We start from the raw sequence: 20,243 nt of genomic DNA on the forward strand, positions 1-20,243 counted from the left end.
CGCGTCCGGGCCCCCGTTTTGCAGCACCACCGCCGCGAGCAGCCCCGCACGTGGCGGCGCCGCGACCTGAATTCCACCGGGCGCCGGCAGCGCCACAACGTCCGGCCATGGCCCCGCGGCCGACGCCGCATATCGCCGCCCCCTCGCGCCCAAGCGCGCCACCTGCTGTGAGCGCGCGGCCGCCGCGACAGGAGCGGATGGAGCAGCGCGCGCAGCAACATCAGCAGCAGATCCAGCAGCGAGAGCAAATCGTGCAGCAGCGGCAGCGCGAGATGCTCACACGCCAGAGCTCGGAACGGCAGAGCCGCATCGATCGGATGCAACAGCGCGTGCAGCAATTGCAGTCGCAGAAGCCGGAAGGCGTGCGGGCGCAACGTGCACAGGAGCGGACGCTGCAGACGCAGAACCGCCTGCTCCAGCGCGAACAGGGCATGCAGCAGCGCGATCAGGCGCGCCTGCAGCGGCTGGGCCCCGAGTCCACCACAGTTGGGCGAGCCGCCACTGCCGCCGCCGTGCAGGCGGCCGAGCGCGGGCGATTTGCCGAGCGCTTCCGCGAGCAGGCCCCTGCGCAAGCGCAGGCAGCGCTCACCACCCGCCAGAGCGGCTGGGCTCCCCGGCAGGCCTGGCGACACCGCCATCCCGCGGTGTTCGTGGCGTGGCTTGGGCCCGTGTTCTGGCCTTACGCTTACTCCGACATTTTCAACTACACGTTCTGGTCCTATGGCTACGAGCCCGGTTATTGGGCATACGCCTATGACGACTTCGTCGACACCGTGTTCTGGGGTGGTGACGGCCCCTATTCCGCCTATGCCAGCACCAACCCGTATGACTATCCGCAAGCCGGTGGCGGCAGCCGCGCCCGTCCGCGCGCGAGCGTGAGCCCGCAAACGCTACAGCAATTGTGCGGTACACCGGACAAGGGCGTCACCGCCTGGCCGCTTGCCGATATCGCGAAAGCGGTGCGGCCGGCGCCGGAGCAACGCGCACTGCTCGACGAATTGAAAACCGCGGCGGCCAACGCTGCCGGCGTGTTCAAGGACTCCTGCGCGGAGACTTATGCATTGACTCCCCCTGGTCGCTTGCGCGCGATGATGAACCGCATCAGCGCGACGCTGGAAGCCGTCAAGATCGTGCGACCGGCACTGGAGAATTTTTACAACTCGCTCAGTGACGAGCAGCAGGCCAGCTTCAATGCGCTCGGTCCGAATGTCGGCGAACACCCGCCGCAGCAGCAAGCGAACGTCGAGGGCTGCGGCGATCCGAAATCCGGCCTGACCCAGCTGCCGATCCAAAGGATCGAGGCTGTGCTCCACCCAGCCGGCAAGCAGAAGGAGGCGCTCGACCGCCTCAGTGAAGCGACAGCCAAAGGCGTTGAAGGCCTGCAAGCGGCTTGCCCGAACGATGTGCCGCTGACGCCGGTCGGACGGCTGGAGGCGATGCAGCACCGGCTCGAGGCGATGCTGACGGCCGCCAAGCTGGTAGAGCCTGCGCTGGACGAGTTCTATGCCACGCTGAGCAGCGAGCAGAAGGCGCGCTTCAACACGCTGCAACAGGTCGCGGGGCCGTGAGGACGGCATCGCGTTCTCTCGTTGCAATTTGCGCCGCGGTCGAACGAGCGGGGGGACGTAATCGTCCTGCTTCAAAGCTCGACGAGACCATGCATGTCCCTACCGCGCACTCTCTGCGAGGGTGCAGCGGCACGTAACGCAAGCGACAGCCTCGTTTCCGACCTCACGAGGAAATCGTCTTCCGCCCAGCCTAGTTCGCGCTTGGGATCGCGTTGCATTGCTGGAAGTGAGAAGACAACTCGAGATTAGCCAGATGATCCCAGTATTCCGCTTCTGCGAGCAGCTTCCATTTGTTCATGCTGTTGTACGCGGCCTGTTGGCGGCACAGTGAGCTCATCGCACGCAAACGCTGCACCTTATCCACTGCGGACCCTCCTTCACGCTTGCTTGTTTGCAAGCGCATTTGTGTTGTCACAGCTTCGCAGATCGAATTGACGGGTGATAGTCCGGTGTTTGACGGTGAATCAATGATAGCGCAATCGTCCGACTTTTCAGCGCCCGGCAAATTCGATCGCAAACCAGTTTGGCCCCGCGCATTGAATGAATTGCAGATTGTCCTTGGCGGTCTTTCGCCGCAATAAAGCATGCCGGTGCCTTCGGCAAAGCTCGCCAGCTATGTCATGCCGATCACGGCAATGGCCCCGACGGTTGCACGTCGGGGCCATTCAAGATCAACAGGCATGGGTACATCCGCCGTCCCTGCTGATCGTTGATGCCACTGATTACCGCATCCGATCTGGCACAGACTGTGGCGAGGCTGCGGCATCGGCATGATGACATTCTGCCTGAAAGCTGATGGTAGTCCACCACATCTTTGGTGGTACTCCGACCAGTTCGCTGCTTCGCCAGCGGGGCGAACTTGCGCTGGACGAGTTCTATGCGACGCCGACAGCGAGCAGAAGGCCCGCTTCAACGCGCTGCAACAGCTCGCAAGCCCGTATGGGCCGCACTCGTGGTAACTCTACACCACCGTCTTATGACGCGCGATGCAGGTCTGCAGCACCTCGCCCATTGGCTTGCTCCACCAGGCGTTGGAGAAGATCTCGATCTCGGAATAGCCAGCAAAGCCCTCCGCTTCGACCGCCGCACGCACTGATTTGATGTCGATGACGCCGTCGCCCATCATGCCGCGGTCGTTGAGGATGTCTGTTGTCGGCACCAGCCAGTCGCAGACATGGAACGCGAGCAGGCGATCCTTGCCGGCGCGCGCGATCTGGCTCATCAGCTCCGGGTCCCACCAGATGTGATAGACGTCGAGCGCGACGCCGAGCATGCCGCTGCGTGCGGGATCGAGCCGGTCGCAGATATCGAGCGCCTGCTTCGTGGTGTTCACACAGGCGCGGTCAGCCGCATAGGCCGGATGTAGCGGCTCGATGGCCAGCGGCAGGTTTGCCTGCCTGGCATAGTCGAGCATATCGGCGAGAGCTTCCTCAACCTGCCCGCGCGCTGCCGCGATGTCCTTCGACACCTCGCTGCCCGGCCTGGAATATTGCGGCAGGCCACCGACGACGAGGACGATGCAGGGCGCGCTCAGCGCCTTGGCTTCATCGACGCAGCGCCTGTTGTCGTCGCGCACCTCGCCTCTGCGCGATGCGTCCGAGGTGAACATGCCGCCGCGGCAATAGCCTGAGAGCTCGAGGCCGGCATCGCGCACCGCGCGCGCGGCGCGCTCGAGACCGACGGATGCGACCTGATCGCGCCAGGGATCGATGGCGCGGATGCCTTGCTTTGCACAGGCGTTGATGATCTCAACCAGGTCACCCTGCTTGCGGACGGTCGCCGTGTTCAGCGACAGCCAGCGGTGGTCGGACGAAAAATCGCGCATCAGGATTCGATACCGTGGGTGGCGAGCACGGTCTTCATCCGCTGCGTCGCGAGTTCAGGGTTGGCGAGCAGGCCGGCCTTGTCGGCCAGACGGAACAGCTCGGCCAGATGCAACGTGGAGCGCGTGCTCTCCTGTCCCCCGACCATGGTGAAATGGTCCTGGTGGCCATTGAGATACGCCATGAATACCACGCCGGTCTTGTAGAACCGCGTCGGCGCCTTGAAGATGTGACGCGACAGCGGCACTGTCGGCCCCAGCACGTCATGGAAGCCGGCCTCGTCGCCAGCCGCCAGTCGCGACAGTGCGTAGGATGCCGCCGGCGCAATGGCGTCAAAAATACCAAGCAGCGCGTGCGAAAAACCCTGCTCGTCGCCGGCGATCAGCTCCGCATAATTGAAGTCATCGCCGGTGTACATCTTGATGCGCTTGTCGAGGCGCCGGCGCATGTCGATCTCGCGCTGCTTGTCGAGCAGCGACACTTTTACGCCGTCGACCTTGGCGGCGTTGCCGTTGATGATGGCGACCGCAGTGTCCATCGCCTTGTCGAGATCCCCGGTGCCCCAATAACCCGTCAGCGCCGGATCGAACATGTCGCCGAGCCAGTGGATGATCACGGGCTGCGCTACCCCCGACAGCACGCGATCATAGACCTTGGCGTAGTCATCGGCGTTGCGGCCGAGTTTCGCCAGCGCGCGCGATGCCATCAGGATGATGCGGCCACCGACCTTCTCCACCGCCGATATCTGTTCCTCGTAAGCGCGGATCACGTCGTCGAGGCTCCTGGCATCCTCGACCGCGAGATGGTCCGTGCCCGCACCGGAGAACACCAGCGCGTTGCGGCGCTTGGCGGCGGCGACCGAGCGCGTGATCAGTTCCAGCGAGGTCGGCCAGTCCAGCCCCATGCCGCGCTGAGCGGTGTCCATGGCTTCGGCAACGCCGAGACCGAGATCCCAGACGTGCTCGCGGAAAGCGATGGTCCTGTCCCAATCGACGGCAGCCGACAGCCAGGGATCGTTGTCGGCGAAGGGATCGACGACCGTGTGCACGGCCGAGAAGGCGATGCGGTTCAAGGGGCCTTCGAGCTTTGCGGGGAACGTGCGCGAGGCCGCGAGGCGGTAGGTCTCGATCGAGCGATCGGCCTTCGGCAATTTCAGCGACAATGATGACATGGGTTGGACGGGCTTGTTCATGATTTCGGACCTCTCCCCGTCATTGCGAGGAGCGGAGCAACGAAGCAATCCAGGCTCCTCTGCGGAAAGACTCTGGATTGCCTCGCTCCGCTCGCAACGACGGCTTGGCAGACATCGGGACTCTATCTATTCGATCTCACGCCTTGATCGGCGCGACGTCGATCCAACGCCGTTCCTTCCAGCTCTTGAGCGCGCATTCGGCAAGCTGCACGCCCTTGACACCTTCGAGCAGCGTGAACTTGTAGGGCGCGTCCTCGTAGACGTGGCGGATGAACATCTCCCACTGCTCCTTGAAGCCGTTGTCGTAGCTGACGTTGTCAGGCAGCTTCTGCCAGTCGCCGTAGAAATCGTGCAGCCGCTTCTCGTCGGGATTCCAGACCGGCCTCGGGGTAGCCTGCCGCGCCTGGATCATGCAGTCGCTGAGCCCGGCGACCGCCGAGCCATGCGTGCCGTCGACCTGGAAGGTGACGAGGTCGTCGCGATAGACGCGCGTCACCCAGGACATGTTGATGTGGGCGATGACACCGCCTTCGAGCTGGAAGGTCGCGTAAGCGGAATCATCCGCGGTCGCCTGGTACGTCTTGCCCTGCTCGTCGAAACGCTCGGGGATGTCGGTGTTACCGATGCAGACCACGCTCTGGACATTGCCGAAGAGGTTGTCGAGCACGTAGCGCCAGTGGCAGACCATGTCCAGAATGATACCGCCGCCGTCTTCGTCGCGATAGTTCCAGGACGGCCGCTGCGCTTCCTGCCAACCACCTTCGAACACCCAATAGCCGAACTCGCCGCGCACCGAGAGGATGCGGCCGAAGAAACCGGAATCGCGCAAAAAGGCGATCTTCTTCAGGCCTGGCAGGAACAGCTTGTCCTGCACCGTGCCGTGCTTGACACCCTTGGCATTGGCGAGCTTGACGACTTCGAGCGCCTCCTCGAAGTTCGTCGCGATCGGCTTCTCGCAATAGACGTGCTTGCCGGCATTGATCGCCTGGGTCAACAGGCCCGGGCGCGCCTGCGTGGTCGCGGCGTCGAAGAACATGGTGTCGTTCTTGTCGGCGAGCGCCGCATCGAGGTCGGTGGTCCAACGTGTGATGTTGTAGCGCTTGGCAAGCGCCTCGACCTTCTCGGCGCTGCGGCCGACCAGGATCGGATCGGGCATCACGCGGTCGCCGTTCTTCAGCCGTACACCGCCCTGCTCGCGGATCGCGACGATCGAGCGGATCAGATGCTGGTTGAGCCCCATGCGGCCGGTGACGCCGTTCATGATGAGGCCGAGGCGTTGGGTGGTCATGTCAAATGCTCCTGAAGTGATCTTGGCTGTTCGAGCGGGAGAAGCGCCGACCAGTCCGGATGGACCGACGTCGCAAAGCCCGTTGCATGAAGCGATCCCGTCAGGAGATCGCCGTCGTGAATGGAGAGCCGGATGCCCTGCCCGGTATCGGCGTAGAGATCGGGATCCGCGGCGGCGAACGCCTGCGCTTCAGCGAGAGGCGTGTCGCCAAAGCCGTCGACATAGTGATGGCCGTTGCGTTCGGCGTGGGTGACACCGAGGAAGGCGCCGAGCGCGAGGTCCTGCTGCACGGCGAGGCCGGCTTGGCAGGTGAGGTCCTCGCCGGTGACGAAGAACCTCTCGCCGTTCGCGCTCCATTTCGCGGCGCGCGTCGCGTTGATGATGGACTTGTAGAGCCCCTTGCAGGATTTCGAGGAAATGCCGCAATAGCCGAGCGCCCGCGCTGCCGGGAAGGCATCGTAGGAATCGTCGGCCTCGTCGATGATGAAACCGTGCGCGGCCAATGCGCCAAGCGGCGTTTGCCTCGTGATGTCGCGCGGCATCGGCTGCTCGACATAGAGCAAGCGCGTGGCGATCGGGCGTAGCGCTGCGTCGTGATCGAGCCGGTCCATCAGCGCCTGCAACGCAGCGAGGTCGGCATATTGCTCGTTGGCGTCGAGCGTCACCTTGTAGTCGTGTCCCAGCGTAGCGAGCTCCTTGCCGATGCGGGAGAGCCGCGCCGCGTCGGCTGCGGGATCGCCCGACAGCTTCAGCTTGAAGTATCGTGCACCGGAGTTCTCGCGGGCATCGGCGACGCCGCGCTCGCCTTCGACGGCATCATCAAGGCCTACGGTATGCCTGATGGCAACACGCTCCAGCGGTACCCGGCCGGAGAGAAAGGTGGTGATGTCCAATCCCACGAGGTCAGGTGAGAGTCGCGCATCGATGCCGGCGATGTTGCCGGCCATTCCATCGAAGAAGCTGGTTTCGGCGGCGCGCAGCAACGCATCGAGGATCGCCTTGTCGATCTCCGCCGGACCGTAAGCCGCGGCAAGCGGCGGAATGTTCTTTTTCGCACACGTCGCGACCTGCGCGCCGATGCACGAGGCATGCAGATCGAACGCCGTCAAGAATCCGGTCCGTGCCAAATAGAGCCCGCGCGCAATCTCCAGCGAGCGGCGCAGGCCATCGACCGTCTGCGCCGGCGACAATTCCGGCCGCTTGTCGAACCATTTTGGCACCAGCAGCTCGGCGCTGGCGCCGACCGCGACGCCCCTGCCCTCGACCTCGATCTCGGCGCGCACGAACAGCTGCGGCGTCGCGTTGATCGTGATCGCGCCGAAGCGGAACGGCCGCGCGAACTGCACGGGACGTTCGAAGAAAGCAATGTCTCGCAGCTTCAGGCGAGGGGCCATGGTTTTAGTCCAGCGAACCTTGCGAGAAGAAGTGCTTGCGGATGCGTTGCACCAGCTCGGTGAAGACAGGATCGGCCATCACGTCGAGCGAGCGCGGGCGCGGCAGCGGCACGTCGTAGATCGCAGCGACCGCGCCGGGACGCTCGGTCATGACGAGGACGCGGTCGGCGAGGAACACGGCTTCCGGAATCGAATGCGTGATCAGCAGCACCGTCTTCCTGGTTTCGCGCTGAATCCGCATCAACTCGACATTCATGCGCTCGCGCGTCAGCGCGTCCAGCGCGCCGAACGGCTCGTCCATCAGCATGATCTTGGGGTCGTGCACCAGCGCGCGGCAGATCGAGGCACGTTGCTGCATGCCGCCGGAAAGCTGCCAGGGCAGCTTCTTCTCGAAGCCTTCGAGCCCGACGAGCTTCAACAGCGCCTTGGCACGGGCAAGATATTCGTCCCGCGGCAGCCGCTTCATGTCGATCGGCAGCATGACGTTGGACAGGATGTTGCGCCAGGGCAGCAGCAACGCGTTCTGGAAGACGATGCCGACATTGCCGTGCGGCGTCGTCACCTTCTCGCCCTCGACCAGGATCTCGCCCGCGGTCGGCGGCAGCAAGCCCGAGATCAGCTTGAGCAGCGTGGACTTGCCGCAGCCGGATGGCCCGACCACGACGAAGAACTCGCCGTCATTGATGTGGAAGTCGAGCGGACGCAGCGACGGCACATCGCCGTCGCGCGTCCGGTAGGTTTTGGACACGCCGGAGAGCTTGATGCCCGAGGCATCACCGGCCCGGTCGTTCACCAGTCTCAGATGCGCGGCCGGCTGGACGTCGATTGGTTTGGTCGCAGGGTTCATCGCAGCGCTCTCCCCCCGTCGTCCCTGCGAACGCAGGGACCCATACGCCGTGCCGGCGCGTCCGGGCACGCGGAGTGAGACCTTTCGTAACAATCGAGGCCGGTGGTAATGGGTCCCTGCGTTCGCAGGGACGAGGGCGAATATTGATCGCTCACGAGCCGCTCTTCGGCAGATAGTCGTTGGTGTAGAAGGCCTTCGGGTTGTCCTTGGCCTTGGCATCGAGGCCGCCATATTCGACCATCAGATTGACTGAGTCCGTCATGTTCTGGTCGGTGACCTGGAACGGCCGCTTGCTCTTGGTCTCCGCGGTCCGGTACAGCGGAATCGTCAGCTCAAAGCCCTGCGTCAGCGTGTCGATCTTGCCGCCCTTGGGGTTGGCATCGAGGATCGACTGTGCGGCGGCCTTCGGCTCCTTCTCGGCGGCTTCGACCGCCTTGGTCGTCGCCGACATGAAGCGGCGGACGAGATCGGCATTGGCTTTCACATAGTCGGCATTGGCAATGATGCCCGAGGAGACCATGTTGATGCCGTAGTCGGCGAACTTGATCGGGTAGACGTCCTTGCCGGTGGCGTCCTTGATCTTCATCGACTGGTCCATGACGTAGCCGAGCAGCAGATCGGCCTGGCCGTTGATGACCGCGTTGAGCTTGGTCTGGCCGTCGCCTGCGACGGTCTGGAAGTCGCTCTCCTTCAGGCCGGTCTTCTTCAGGAACAGCGGCCAGATCTGGGTCATGGAATCGGCCGGCGTGATCGCCACCGTCTTGCCCTTGATGTCCTCGGGCTTTTTGATGTTCTTGTCAGCAAAACCCATGGCGGACATCGGTGAGGTCTGCAGCAGCACCCCGGTTGCAACGACAGGCGCGCCCTTGATGGCGGCGCGCATCATGGTGGGAACGTCGACATAGCCGAAATCGGCGGTCTTGGCAGCGACGGCTTGCGTGGTCGCAGCCGAGCCCCGGCCTTCCTGGATTTCGAGCTCGATGCCTTCGGCTGCGTAGATGCCCTTGGCCTTGCCGTAATAGAACGGCGCGTGCTCGCCGTAGACGTACCAGTTCAACATCAGCACGATCTTGTCGGCCGCCTGCGCCGGCACGGCCGCAAAAACCATCAACGCCACTGATGCAGCCCCAATCAACCGCTTCATCGTCACTCTCCCTTGCCGTTGTTGTTTCGGCCGTTGGTGGCCGTTGTGCTTTAGTTAAGAAGCGAAAATCACGTCCTCGCGCTGGCTGACATGCCAGGGAATGACCAGCTTCTCGATCCGGTCGACGATCCAGAACAGGATCACGCCGAGCAGCGCGAGGATCACCAGGGCCGCGAACATCGTCGGCAGGTCGAACGTGCCGATCGAGCGCTGCATCACGTAGCCGATGCCGGAATTGGACCCCACGAACTCGCCGACGACGGCGCCGACCACCGCGAGCGTCACCGACACTTTGAGACCCGAGAAGATCGCCGGCAGCGCGTGCGGCAGATTCACCGCACAAAACACCTGGAAGCGGCTGCCCTGCATGGCGCGGGCGAGATCGACCATGTCAGGATCGACCGACTTGAAGCCCTGCACCGCCGAGACCACCACCGGGAAGAAGCCGAGCAGGAACGCCGAGATGACCTTTGGAATGATGCCGAAGCCGAACCAGACCACGAACAGCGGCGCGATCGCGATCTTGGGCACGGATTGCGAGAATACCAGCAGCGGATAGATGTAGCTCTCCACCGTCTTCGAACCCGCAATCAGCATCGCGACGGGAATGCCGAACAGAGCGGACAGCGCGAAACCGCAGACCGTCGCATAGGTTGTCGGCCAGGACTGGCGCAGCAATTCCGGCCAGTCGGTACGCAGCACCGCGACGACGTCGAGAGGCGACGGGATCTGGTAGGCAGGGATTCGGAACAGCCGGATGGCCAGATCCCAGGCCACGACGATGAAGACGAGGAACAAGAACGGCCGAACCCAGGCCGCATTCAGCACCTTGGAGATCGCATTCTGCGGCTTCGGCTCGGCCAATTTTCACTCCCGGCAGTCTTCTTCGTTGTGGAGAGAAATTAACCCGTTGGATAAATACTGTCCAGAGGATTTACTGTGACGTTTTGCGGCGGCGGTTCCCAGGTGCTTTGGAAATGGAACGGTCGCCTCCGTGTCCCGGACGCGCTGCAGCGCTCTTGCGTTGCTGCGCAGAGCCGGGACCCAGGAGCCACGCGTCCCGTCGATCCATGGGCCCCGGCTCTGCAGCGCACCGCGAAGACGCGCTGCGCTGCGTCCGGGGCACGAGACCGCTCCACTCTCGACGTCATATCAGTGAAAGCGGGCAATAACGGCGGAGATTGAGAAAACGACGGACGATCCGTCCACCAATGCGCGGGACCAGACCGCCCTAAACCGTTTGCGCCACCGTGGCGCGCGACTTCGGCGCCTTCGCGATCTCGAACAGCGCGACCGACTGCCCGGTCAGCGCGGCCAGCACCAGGCCGACCATGTGCGCCAGCCGCTCGTCCTTGGCCTTTTTGTCCAGGAGGTCGCGGCCGAAGATCACGCTGAGGGTCGCCGAGTTCGAGAGATAGAAGAAGCAGAGCCCTGCGATCGAGATGTAGAGCTGCACCGGATCGACTGCGACCTGGAAGTCGCCGCTGTCGACGCCGCGCCGGACCACGGTGCGGATCATCTCGACGAAGGGCGAGTGCATCGACTTGACCTTGGTCGAGCGCTTCAGGTGCTTTGCGCGCGCGAGGTTCTCGGTCTGGAGCAGCGACAGGAATTCGGGATTGCGCAGGAAGTAGTTCCAGGTGAACTCGATCAGGCGCCGGATCGCCTCGGGCGGCTCGAGATGTTCGAGATCGAGCCCGCGCTCCTCGCTGCGGATCTTGTCATAGGCGCCTTCGAGCACCGCGAGGTAAAGCTCGTCCTTGTTGCCGACGTGGTAGTAGAGCATGCGCTTGTTGGCGTCGGCCTTGGCCGCAATGCGGTCAACGCGCGCGCCGGCGAGCCCATGAGCGGAAAACTCCTGCTTGGCGGCTTCGAGAATGCGCAGCCGCATCCCCTCGGGATCGCGCTGCCATTTCAGAGTTCGCTTTGCCTTCGCCAAACCGGGTGCTCGCTGGGTGCTGTCGGTACGCGTGTAACACGCGGGCAGCCCGCCGCATAGTTTCGCGACAGTGAAAGCCAAGCAAGCCGGTTTCGTAGGGCGGGCAAAGGCGCTCTTGCGCCGTGCCCACGTCTTCGCATCAATTGGGCAAAGACGTGGGCACGCTTCCGCCTTCGCTCTACGAGCTTCGGCGGACAAGTCGCTTTGCCACCTGGGGAAGTCCCTCACTCCACCGGCTTGGGCGAGCGCTCCAGCAGGACCGTCTGAATGCCGCAGGTGCCGTTGCGCACCGTCATGATTCGCGTGCCGGGCTTGCGGCCGTTGCGGACCTCGGTGACGTCGAGGCCGGCGGCGATCAGGCGGGCGCGCGTGGCGTCGATGTCGGCGACCCGCCAGCTCAGGCCCCAGAGCCGGTCATGCGCAAGGTCGCCGCCGGCGACCGGCCGTCGGACCACCTCGACGATCAGATCGCCGCAGCGGAAGAACATCAGCTGACCCCAATCCTGGTGCGAGCGGTCGAGCGCCAAATCGAGCCCGAGCCGTGCGCCATAGAGCGCGGCAGCGCGTTCGGAATCCTCGGTGGTGACCACGACGTGGTCGAGTGCGTCGATCGGCGCGATGTCGGTCGCGGGGGAGAGCGGACGCTCGTCGGCCAGTTCGAGGAAGAACATGCGCACGCCGCGCGTGAGTTCCGTGGCGGCGCGCGTGCGCTTCCAGTGCAGGACGGCGCCCGTCTCGTCGTCGCTGCTTTCGACCTCGGCAACCGGATCCGGGCTCAAGGCCACCCGCTGCAGCCGCCGCTGCATCCTGCTCATGTCTGCGACACGAAAGCACAGGCTGGCGAGCACGCCCTCCTGGTCGTCGAGCAGCGCGCGCATGCGATCGGCCGTCACGCTGAATCCGCTCGGCGCCATCAATTCGATCGTCATGTTCTCGAGGGTGAACAACACGCGGTCGGCGCCCTCGCCGGAGTTCTGCCAGGCCGGCGCGCGGGCGAGCATTGTCTGGTAGGCCGCCTTGGCTGCACCGATATCCCTCACCAGAGCGACGACGTGATCGAGGCCGGTGATCATATGTCCCCCTTTTGATCGACCCTTTTATTGACCTGGAACCAATGCGCCGAAACACGGCGTTTGTCCGGGCTTGGCATTGCCCGGTGATGGTCGTATTCCGGCCTCATGCTGACCTCAAGCGCTTGGGGCGGCAGATTTGCGAATAATTTCAGCGATCCCTGAGCGGAACCGGTGCTACAGTAAGCGCGCCGGCCTGGACCACAAAGCGCATGACGGACAAGCAATGCAGGCTCTCTTCATCGGACAGACCTATATCGACGTCGTCTTCATCACCGACCATATGCCGACCGGGGACGAGAAGCACGTGGCCTCGGACTACGCGGTCTCCTTCGGCGGCAACGCGGTGACGGCGGCGTTCTGCTGCGCCAAGCTCGGCATCGTGCCTGACCTGATTGCTACCGCAGCCAATGACTGGCTGGGGCGCATGTTCCAGGACATGTGCGCGAAATACGCGATCTCGCTGCACGGGCGGAAGGTGAACCAGTCCTCGCTCTCCTTCATCATGCCCAAGGACGGCAAGCGCGCCATCGTCCGCTGCCGCGACGACGAGCACATCCATCCCTTTCCGATGCTCAATCTCGGCGGCTGCCGCGCGCTGCACGTGGATGGTCATCAGCCGGATGCCGCGATCCACTACGCCAAGGTCTGCCGCGAGGCCGGCATCCTGACCTCGCTCGACGGCGGCGGCCTGCGCACCAACACGCATGAGCTGCTGGAATATATCGACGTTGCCATCGTCGCCGAGCGCCTGTGCGAGCAGATGGACCTGACGCCGGAGAAGATGCTCGACTATCTCAAGAGCCGCGGCTGCAAGATCGGCGGCATCACCATGGGCGAGAAGGGCCTGCTCTGGTACAACGAGACAGGTGCGGTCGAGATCATGCCGGCGATGCCGATCCCGCGCGAGCGCGTGATCGACACCAACGGCGCCGGCGACGTTTTCCACGGCGCCTATGTCTATTCCTACCTCGCTCATCCCGGCAAAAGCTGGCGCGAGCACTTTGATTTTGCCCGAGCCGCCTCGACCTTCAAGATCCAGCGCCTCGGCAACGAGGCCGGCTTGCCGACGCTCGTCGATATCGCCAAGGTTCGGCACGAGTTCGAGGTCAGGGTTTAGATCCAGATGGGGCGCGTTTTCGTCGCCGGCAGCATCAACATGGATGTGGTGGCGACCGCCGATCGCCACCCGCGCGTCGGCGAGACCGTCGCCGGCCGCGAGGTGCTGTATTTTCCAGGCGGCAAGGGTGCGAACCAGGCGGTGGCGGCGTCACGGCTCGGCGCGCGGACCACGCTGATAGGGCGGCTGGGGAAGGATTCCTTTGGCGCTGAGCTAAAGACGTTCCTCGGCGCGCAAGGCATCGATCTCGGCTCGGTGCGCGACGCCGACACCCACACCGGCACTGCGATCATCACCGTCGCGGCCTCAGATAACACCATCGTCGTCATTCCCGGCAGCAATGCGAAGGTCGGCGCGGATGATGTGGCGGACGTGCCGCTGACGAAGGGTGATGTCGCGGTCAGCCAGTTCGAGATCCCGCTGCCGACGATCGCCGCGTTCTTCCGGCGCGCACGCGAGGCCGGCGTCGTGACCGTGCTCAACCCGGCGCCGGCGCAAAAGATGTCCGGTGAGCTGCTCGCGCTGGTCGACATCCTCGTGCTGAACGAGACCGAACTCGGCTTCCTCGCCGGTGAGGAATTGTCCGACGGCGACGAGGCCGCGAAGATCTTCGATGTCGCGCGAAAACTTCAGGCGCGCGCGGACCAGAGCATCTGCGTCACGCTCGGCAGACGCGGCGTGCTTGCGCTTGCTGGGCGCGAAGAGGCCGCCGTGCCCGGGCGTGCCGTGAAGGCGGTCGATACCACCGGGGCCGGCGATTGTTTTGTCGGCGCGCTCGCCGCGCAACTGGCTGACGGTGTGCCCTTGCGTGCCGCCCTCGCCTTCGCCAACGCCGCCGCCTCGATCAGCGTGCAGCGCATGGGCGCCGGGCCGTCGATGCCGACGGCCAGGGAAGTTGCTGCTGTGTTGTCGACGCCCTAAGCCAGCGCGCTCTTCAGGTCAAAGCTCTCGTCCGCAGCCTGCGCCGGCGTGATCGAGCGATTCATGCCCTGCAACCGCCGGCCGAACATGTGGTCACCGGCGCGGTTGATCGATTCGATGCCGAGCAGCGTCTCACCCTTGTAGCAGAACGCGGAGAACGCCTTGTTCGCGGCGCTGCCACGCAGCACGACGCGGTCGTAGCCGGTGGTGAGGCCTGAGATCTGGAGCTTGTCGTCGCCCTGGTCGCTCCAGAACCAGGGATGGCTGTCGTACGGCTTCTTGTCGCCGGTCAGCCGCGCGGCGAGGCAGCGGGCGTGGTCGGTGGCGTTCTGCACCGATTCCAGCCGCAGCGATCCGCCGAAGCGGGGGCTTGCGAACAGCGCGCAATCGCCGATCGCGGAGATGTCAGGGTCAGCCGTCGACAGATATTCGTCGACGATGATGCCGGCGGCGACCGGCAGCCCGGCCTCAGCCGCAAGCTCGATGTTCGGCAGCACGCCGACGCCGACCACGACGAGATCGGCGGGCAGATGCCGTCCGTCGCTCAGGGAGACCCCTGTGACCTTGCCGCCTTCTGCCTCGATCGAGGTCGCCTGCACGCCGAGATGGACGCGGATACCGGCCTCGCGATGGCGTTCCTGAAAATACTCCGACACCTCCGCCGTCACCGCACGCACCATCACGCGCGGGGCAAGCTCGAGCACGTCGACCTCGAGGCCCTTGATCCGGGCGGTGGCCGCGAATTCGAGACCAATGAAACCGGCGCCGATCACCACGACCCGTGTCTTCGAGGGCATGATCGCACGCAGCGCATCGCTCTCGTCGAGGATGCGCAAATATTTCACGTCGGGCAGATTGGCGTTGGGCAGGTCGAGCAGCCGGTTGCGTGCGCCGGTGGCCAGCACGAGGTGAGCGTAGGCCAGCGTCTCGCCCGAGGCGAGCAGCACCTTGTGGCCGGCGCGATCGATCGACACTGCGCGGCCCGCGATCAGCTCGATCTTCTGGTCCTGATAAAATTTCTCCGGCCGGAACATCAGGCTCTCCGGCCCGGCCGAGCCCTTGATATAGGCCTTGGACAAGGGCGGCCGCTGATAGGGCAGATGCGCCTCGTCATTGATCAGGCAAATGCGCTGCGAAAAGCCCGCCTGGCGCAGCGATGCCGCGACCTGATAGCCGCCATGGCCGGCACCGACGATGATCACCGGACCGTCGCTCATTGGACAGCCCATTTCCGGAAGACACGAGCGTGACCCATGTCGTCTCCTCTCTCGCTGATTTTGGTTGCTGGCCTTACGAGGAGCCGGCGCTCGTGTCCGTCCCTTGGCGAAGGCGGCCCCATTTGAGCCTATCGTTTCGCCCCGCGCAAGAGCGGCGGTCGGGGATTGTCACTCCTCCGCTTCTGCGATTTAGTCGCACGAGCCACCTCATGCCGGGGATATTCCAGATGCCAGCTCCCATCTCCCTGCCCGATGATCCCGCCCTGCTGCGGATCGACGGCCCGATCGCGACCATCACGCTCAACCGTCCCGCCGCGTTCAACTCCATCAATCTCGCCATCGCGCAGAAGCTCGAGCAGCTCGCGGCCTATATCGAAGCCGCTGACGACATCAGGGTCGTCGTGCTCGAAGGCGAAGGCCGTGCCTTCTCGGCCGGCGGCGATCTGCAGACGATTGGTGCCGCCGCCGAAGCGGGCACGGTGACGCCCGTGGTCGGCGAGCTCTTGAAGCACTATCACGCCTTCATCGAGATCGTCAGGCGCATGCCGAAAATTTCGTTATCCAGCGTGCACGGCTCGGCGGCCGGCGCCGGCATGGGCCTCGCCTTCGTCACCGATCTCTGCATCGCCGCTGATGACGCCAAGTTCACACCCGCCTATGCCAAGATCGGAGTGTCGCCGGACGGCGGTTCGACGGTCGGCATCGTCGGCACGGTCGGCTCCCGCCGGGCGCTGCAGATCTTCCTGTCCGAGGACAACTTTACCGCGCAGCAGGCCTATGAATGGGGCCTCGTCGCCAAGACGGTTCCGGCCGCCGAACTGAAGGCGGCCACGCGAAAACTCGCCGAGCGTCTGGCGCAGAACCCGCCGGCTGCAATCGCCGGCACCAAATCGCTGGTCTATCAGGCCGCCACCACGCCGGTGAAGCAGCAGCTCGATGCCGAGGAACACAAGATCATCATGGCGATGAACACGGAGGAATTTCGCAGCGCCGTGAAGAAATTCACGAGCAAGTCAAAGTGACGACACCAGCGCGTAAGTTCTACGGCCTTCGTCACGGCGCGACCGACTGGAATCGCGAGGGACGATTCCAGGGGCGGACCGACAATCCGCTGAATGAGGACGGCCTCCGGCAGGCGCACGAGGCCGTGGACATGCTGCGCGGCGCCGGCATCAGCCGAATCGTTGCAAGTCCCTTGGCCCGCGCAGCACGAACGGCCGAGATCATCGCGGCCGCGATCGCGGTGCCGCTGGCGATCGACGACGGCATCATCGAGTTCGACTTCGGAAGCTTTGAAGGCCTGCCTGTCCGCGACCTCATGATCAAGCACGGCGTCACGTCGGCGACGGGCCTCGTCTCGATCCTGCCGGCCGACGGCGAGAGCTGGGACGCCATGACGGAACGGTCGCTGGCTTGCGTCGCCGCGTGGCTCGACCGTCATCCCGGCGACGATCTCCTGTTCGTCTGCCATGACGCGGTGATGCAGGGGATGGCCAACGCGCTGTCCGGCAGCTACTTCAAAAACAGCCACGGCACGCCGTTTCGCTACGTCTGCGACGGCGCGCATTGGCGGGTCGAGCAAGTCGTTACTTTGGACAGATATAGTCCGTCCCCGCCGGCGACTTGAAGCAGCCGACCGATTCCGGCAGCACTTTCTGCGGCAGCCACAGCACCACGCTCGGGAAGTAGATCGCGAATGCGATCGTCCCCAGGAACACCAGATAGATCGGCAACGCAGCGCGTAGCGCTTTCGCGAAACTTATGCCGACGAATTTCGACGCCATCAGCAGCACCAGCCCGTAAGGCGGCGTGATCAGGCCGAAGGCGAGCGTGGCGATCAGCACCACGCCCATATGGACGCTATTGATGTCACCGGCCTCCGTCAGTGTGTTGACCAGCGGCATGAAGATGATGATGGTCGGCACCGGTTCGATGAAGTCGCCGACGATGGTGAAGAGCAGCACCATCAGCAGCATGATCAGATGCGGATCGTTACCTGCCATCGAGGTGATGATCTCGGCGATGTAGCTCGCACCCCTCAGATAAGCGAGCATCCAGCCGAAGGCATTGGCTGCGCCGATGGTGACCAGCGGCAGCGAGAAGATCAGTCCGGCAATGCAGAAATCGTAAGGGATACTCTTGATGTGCCCGCGATTGAGCGCGGGAATCACGACCAGGACGATCCAGACCACGGCGACCACGCCGGCTTCGGTCGGCGTGAACCAGCCGGTCAGGATGCCACCGAGCAGGATCACCGGGATCATCAGCGGCAAGGCCGCATCGCCGGCCGCGAACATCACCTGCCGCAGCGGCGCGCGCGGCTTGCGCAGGCCGGAGGGGCCGAAGAAGTAGCAATAAAGCATCAGACCGAAGCCGATCATCAGGCCGGGCACCACGCCCGCCATGAACAGGCCGGCGATCGAGACGTTGCCGACCGCGCCATAGACGACGGCGGTAATGCTCGGCGGCACCAGCGCGGCGATTGTGGAGGCCGAGGCGATGATGGCGGCGATGAAGGCCGGATCATAGCCTTCGCGCTTCATCGGGCCGCCCAGCGCCCGGCTCATCACGGCGACGTCGGCGGTAGTCGAGCCCGACATTTCCGAGAAGAACATGCTGAAGACGACCACGACCTGCGACAGCCCGCCCCTGATGTGACCGACCAGCGATACCGAGAGATTGGCTATTCGCACCACCACATTCGCCGAACTCATGAGCTCGCCGACCAGCAGGAAGAACGGGATCGCCAGCAGCGCCTCGGAATCGACGCCGTCAAAGATCTTCTGGATGATGGCGGCGAGCGAGACGTCGGACAGGATCGCGCCGATGAAGACGCCGGCCATCAGCGAGAACGGCACCGGCACGCCGAGATAGCCGAACGACAGGAAGCAGACCGTCATCAACGCCAGGACAACAGGTGCGCTCATAGCTGCGCCCTCGCCTGCGCGTCGGTGACGATGGGCGTTCCATCTTCCTCGGGCGGCTCGGGATGATCAAAGCCGTTGCGCAGGCCGTTGACCAGCTGCTCGATGGTGAACAGGCCGATCAGTACGCCCGAGAGCGGAATGATCGCGTAGAGCGAGGCGATCGGGGTGCCGGACGGCAACCGAAAGCTGCCGAAGCCGCGCAGATAATTCTGATAGCCGTACCAGATCAGGCAGAACGCAACCCCGAGCACGACGATGCGGATGATGACTTCGACGATCATGCGCGACGTGCCGTGCATCGCCTCGGAAATCGCGGTGAGATAGAGGTGGTCGTTGCGCCGGGTCGCAGCCGCCGTGCCGACGAAGATCGCGTAGATGAACAGCGTCGAGGTCACCTCCTGGAGCCACAGCCAGGGATGACCGATGGTCCGGGTGACGATGTCGGCGGTGACCGACAGCGAGAAGCCAAAGCAGAGCACGCCGCAGAGGATCATCAGCGCGAGCTCGAGCCAGTCGAGCCCGCGCCATTTCAGGTGGCGTTGGCGATGCACAAGCAGTTTGTCGGCGATGGCCATTAGTCCCCCGTCCCAAAGCTATCGGATGTGACAGCTGCGAAGCTGCCGATCACGCTCGGCCTGCATGGTTCGAGGCGCCCGCTTCACGGGCTCCTCACCATGAGGGTCTAAAATCTCGCCGCGAAACGAGACCTCATCCTGAGGGCCCGCCGCAAGGCGGGCGTCTCGAAGGATGGCCGCAAGCGCCCTAGTTAATCGACCGGATCAAGTCCTTGACCTTCTCGGCGTGCGGGCCAAGCTCCTTGGCGAGCTTGTCGAGATAGGGATCGGCGACCGCCGTGAAGCTCTTCTTGTCGACGTTGTCGACGATCTTCACGCCCATCTTCTTCAGCTTTTCGGCCGCGGTGCGCTCCAGCTCGAACGCCTTCGCCGGCTCTTTGGTGCTGATCTCGTTGGCCGCGGTCTGCACCCAGCCCTTTTGCTCGGCCGAGAGGCTCTGCCAGAGCTTGTCGGAGATGAACACCAGCGCGTTGTTGGCCTCGTGCTCGGTGATGTTGAGGACCGGCGCGACCTCGTAATGCTTGTTGACGAGGTAGACGTTGATGCTGTTCTCGGCGACGTCGACGACGCCGGTCTGCAGGCTCGTGTAGACGCTGCCGAACGGCATGTGCACGGTCTGGGCACCGTAGGCCGGGAACATGGTGTCCTCGGTCGCGGTCGCCTGCACGCGGACCTTTGCGCCCTTGATATCAGCCACATTGCGGATCTCCCGCTTCGCGTACATGTGGCGCACGCCCTGCGAGCCGGTCGCGATCACATGCAGGCCCTGGGTGGTCTCGTCGATCATGGCCTTGAGCGCTTCGAACACGCGGGGATCCGCGAGGCCCTTGACCACGTGGTTCTCGTCGCGGAACAGATAGTGCAGCGACATCACACCGGCTTGCGGCGAGATCGTCGCGGTGTTCGCGGAGGAGATGATGGAGAATTCGACATCTCCGGCTTTCACGAGCTGGAGCACTTGCGGCTCCTGCCCGAGCTGCGCGCCCGGATACTGGTCGATGATCATGGTGCCTTTGCTCAACTCCTTGAGCTTTTCGGCAAAGATGTCGCCCGCGATGGAATAGCCGGTGTTGCGCGGCTGGTCGTAGGCGAAGCGATAGTGCTTCGCCTCCTGCGCCCCCGCCCCGGTCACGAACAGCACGGCGGCCGCAGCCGCCAACCCATGTAAGAATCCTGGCATGGATCGTGCAATCATCGTTTCCCCCTGTGTTATGCCCG

At 64.1% G+C, this 20,243-nt stretch carries 19 protein-coding genes; 5 read left to right on the forward strand and 14 right to left on the reverse strand.

From position 1 onward, the window contains the following. Positions 1 to 197 precede the first annotated feature (197 nt). Positions 198 to 1,568: a Spy/CpxP family protein refolding chaperone gene (locus XI03_RS04260; protein ID WP_245448873.1), complete on the forward strand. Its 1,371-nt coding sequence runs from the start codon at positions 198 to 200 to the stop codon at positions 1,566 to 1,568. A 190-nt stretch (positions 1,569 to 1,758) separates the two neighbouring features. Here the strand turns inward: XI03_RS04260 and XI03_RS04265 are convergent, their stop codons facing one another. From XI03_RS04265 to XI03_RS04310, 10 genes are all read right to left on the reverse strand, one after another. Then, the gene (locus XI03_RS04265; protein WP_162832241.1) at positions 1,759 to 1,932 is read right to left on the reverse strand and encodes a hypothetical protein; all 174 of its coding nucleotides are present in this window, start codon (positions 1,930 to 1,932) and stop codon (positions 1,759 to 1,761) included. A gap of 597 nt (positions 1,933 to 2,529) precedes the next feature. After that, a complete protein-coding gene (locus tag XI03_RS04270) occupies positions 2,530 to 3,393 on the reverse strand; it encodes a sugar phosphate isomerase/epimerase family protein (protein ID WP_271591424.1) in 864 nt (287 codons plus the stop codon). After that, the gene (locus XI03_RS04275; protein ID WP_028143458.1) at positions 3,393 to 4,583 is read right to left on the reverse strand and encodes a dihydrodipicolinate synthase family protein; all 1,191 of its coding nucleotides are present in this window, start codon (positions 4,581 to 4,583) and stop codon (positions 3,393 to 3,395) included. Before XI03_RS04275 ends, XI03_RS04270 begins: the two co-directional genes overlap by 1 nt. A 136-nt stretch (positions 4,584 to 4,719) precedes the next feature. Then, positions 4,720 to 5,871 (reverse strand): Gfo/Idh/MocA family protein, encoded by a 1,152-nt coding sequence (locus XI03_RS04280; RefSeq protein ID WP_271591425.1) that lies wholly within the window; start codon positions 5,869 to 5,871, stop codon positions 4,720 to 4,722. Beyond that, positions 5,868 to 7,265, reverse strand: a complete 1,398-nt coding sequence (locus XI03_RS04285; RefSeq protein WP_271591426.1) for a hypothetical protein — start codon at positions 7,263 to 7,265, stop codon at positions 5,868 to 5,870. The genes XI03_RS04280 and XI03_RS04285 overlap by 4 nt, the downstream gene beginning before the upstream one ends. A gap of 4 nt (positions 7,266 to 7,269) precedes the next feature. Next, positions 7,270 to 8,112 (reverse strand): ABC transporter ATP-binding protein, encoded by an 843-nt coding sequence (locus XI03_RS04290; RefSeq protein ID WP_271591427.1) that lies wholly within the window; start codon positions 8,110 to 8,112, stop codon positions 7,270 to 7,272. A 151-nt stretch (positions 8,113 to 8,263) separates the two neighbouring features. Beyond that, on the reverse strand, positions 8,264 to 9,256 hold the full coding sequence (locus XI03_RS04295) for an ABC transporter substrate-binding protein (RefSeq protein ID WP_271591428.1): 993 nt from the start codon (positions 9,254 to 9,256) through the stop codon (positions 8,264 to 8,266). Positions 9,257 to 9,310: 54 nt separating this feature from the next. After that, positions 9,311 to 10,120, reverse strand: a complete 810-nt coding sequence (locus XI03_RS04300) for an ABC transporter permease (protein ID WP_028143463.1) — start codon at positions 10,118 to 10,120, stop codon at positions 9,311 to 9,313. A gap of 367 nt (positions 10,121 to 10,487) precedes the next feature. Further along, positions 10,488 to 11,195 carry a TetR/AcrR family transcriptional regulator gene (locus XI03_RS04305; RefSeq protein ID WP_271591429.1) on the reverse strand — a complete coding sequence of 236 codons (708 nt, stop codon included), beginning with the start codon at positions 11,193 to 11,195 and terminating at the stop codon, positions 10,488 to 10,490. Positions 11,196 to 11,419: 224 nt separating this feature from the next. After that, the gene (locus tag XI03_RS04310; protein WP_271591430.1) at positions 11,420 to 12,268 is read right to left on the reverse strand and encodes a VOC family protein; all 849 of its coding nucleotides are present in this window, start codon (positions 12,266 to 12,268) and stop codon (positions 11,420 to 11,422) included. A 223-nt stretch (positions 12,269 to 12,491) separates the two neighbouring features. Here XI03_RS04310 and XI03_RS04315 point away from each other — a divergent pair, with 223 nt between their 5' ends. Both XI03_RS04315 and rbsK read left to right on the forward strand, forming a co-directional pair. Then, a complete protein-coding gene (locus XI03_RS04315) occupies positions 12,492 to 13,385 on the forward strand; it encodes a sugar kinase (protein ID WP_028143466.1) in 894 nt (297 codons plus the stop codon). 6 nt (positions 13,386 to 13,391) lie between these two features. After that, on the forward strand, positions 13,392 to 14,306 hold the full coding sequence (gene rbsK, locus XI03_RS04320; protein ID WP_271591431.1) for a ribokinase: 915 nt from the start codon (positions 13,392 to 13,394) through the stop codon (positions 14,304 to 14,306). Here the strand turns inward: rbsK and XI03_RS04325 are convergent. Beyond that, on the reverse strand, positions 14,303 to 15,523 hold the full coding sequence (locus tag XI03_RS04325; protein ID WP_271591432.1) for an NAD(P)/FAD-dependent oxidoreductase: 1,221 nt from the start codon (positions 15,521 to 15,523) through the stop codon (positions 14,303 to 14,305). The two genes, rbsK and XI03_RS04325, sit on opposite strands and share 4 nt — an antisense overlap. 227 nt (positions 15,524 to 15,750) lie before the next feature. On the opposite strand from XI03_RS04325, the gene XI03_RS04330 reads away from it, so the two are divergent. Both XI03_RS04330 and XI03_RS04335 read left to right on the forward strand, forming a co-directional pair. Beyond that, entirely contained in the window at positions 15,751 to 16,545 is a 795-nt protein-coding gene (locus XI03_RS04330; protein ID WP_028143469.1) for an enoyl-CoA hydratase/isomerase family protein, read from the forward strand. Further along, positions 16,542 to 17,150: a histidine phosphatase family protein gene (locus XI03_RS04335; RefSeq protein WP_095426370.1), complete on the forward strand. Its 609-nt coding sequence runs from the start codon at positions 16,542 to 16,544 to the stop codon at positions 17,148 to 17,150. Before XI03_RS04330 ends, XI03_RS04335 begins: the two co-directional genes overlap by 4 nt. Here XI03_RS04335 and XI03_RS04340 read toward each other — a convergent pair. From XI03_RS04340 to XI03_RS04350, 3 genes are all read right to left on the reverse strand, one after another. Beyond that, on the reverse strand, positions 17,110 to 18,450 hold the full coding sequence (locus XI03_RS04340; protein WP_271591433.1) for a TRAP transporter large permease: 1,341 nt from the start codon (positions 18,448 to 18,450) through the stop codon (positions 17,110 to 17,112). The genes XI03_RS04335 and XI03_RS04340 overlap by 41 nt on opposite strands. Beyond that, positions 18,447 to 19,025 carry a TRAP transporter small permease gene (locus XI03_RS04345; RefSeq protein ID WP_028143472.1) on the reverse strand — a complete coding sequence of 193 codons (579 nt, stop codon included), beginning with the start codon at positions 19,023 to 19,025 and terminating at the stop codon, positions 18,447 to 18,449. Before XI03_RS04345 ends, XI03_RS04340 begins: the two co-directional genes overlap by 4 nt. A gap of 187 nt (positions 19,026 to 19,212) precedes the next feature. After that, the gene (locus XI03_RS04350; protein WP_095426373.1) at positions 19,213 to 20,220 is read right to left on the reverse strand and encodes a TRAP transporter substrate-binding protein; all 1,008 of its coding nucleotides are present in this window, start codon (positions 20,218 to 20,220) and stop codon (positions 19,213 to 19,215) included. Between the last annotated feature and the right edge of the window lie 23 nt (positions 20,221 to 20,243).

The organism is Bradyrhizobium sp. CCBAU 65884 (genome assembly GCF_028128835.1).
GTDB classification, from domain to species: domain Bacteria; phylum Pseudomonadota; class Alphaproteobacteria; order Rhizobiales; family Xanthobacteraceae; genus Bradyrhizobium; species Bradyrhizobium ottawaense.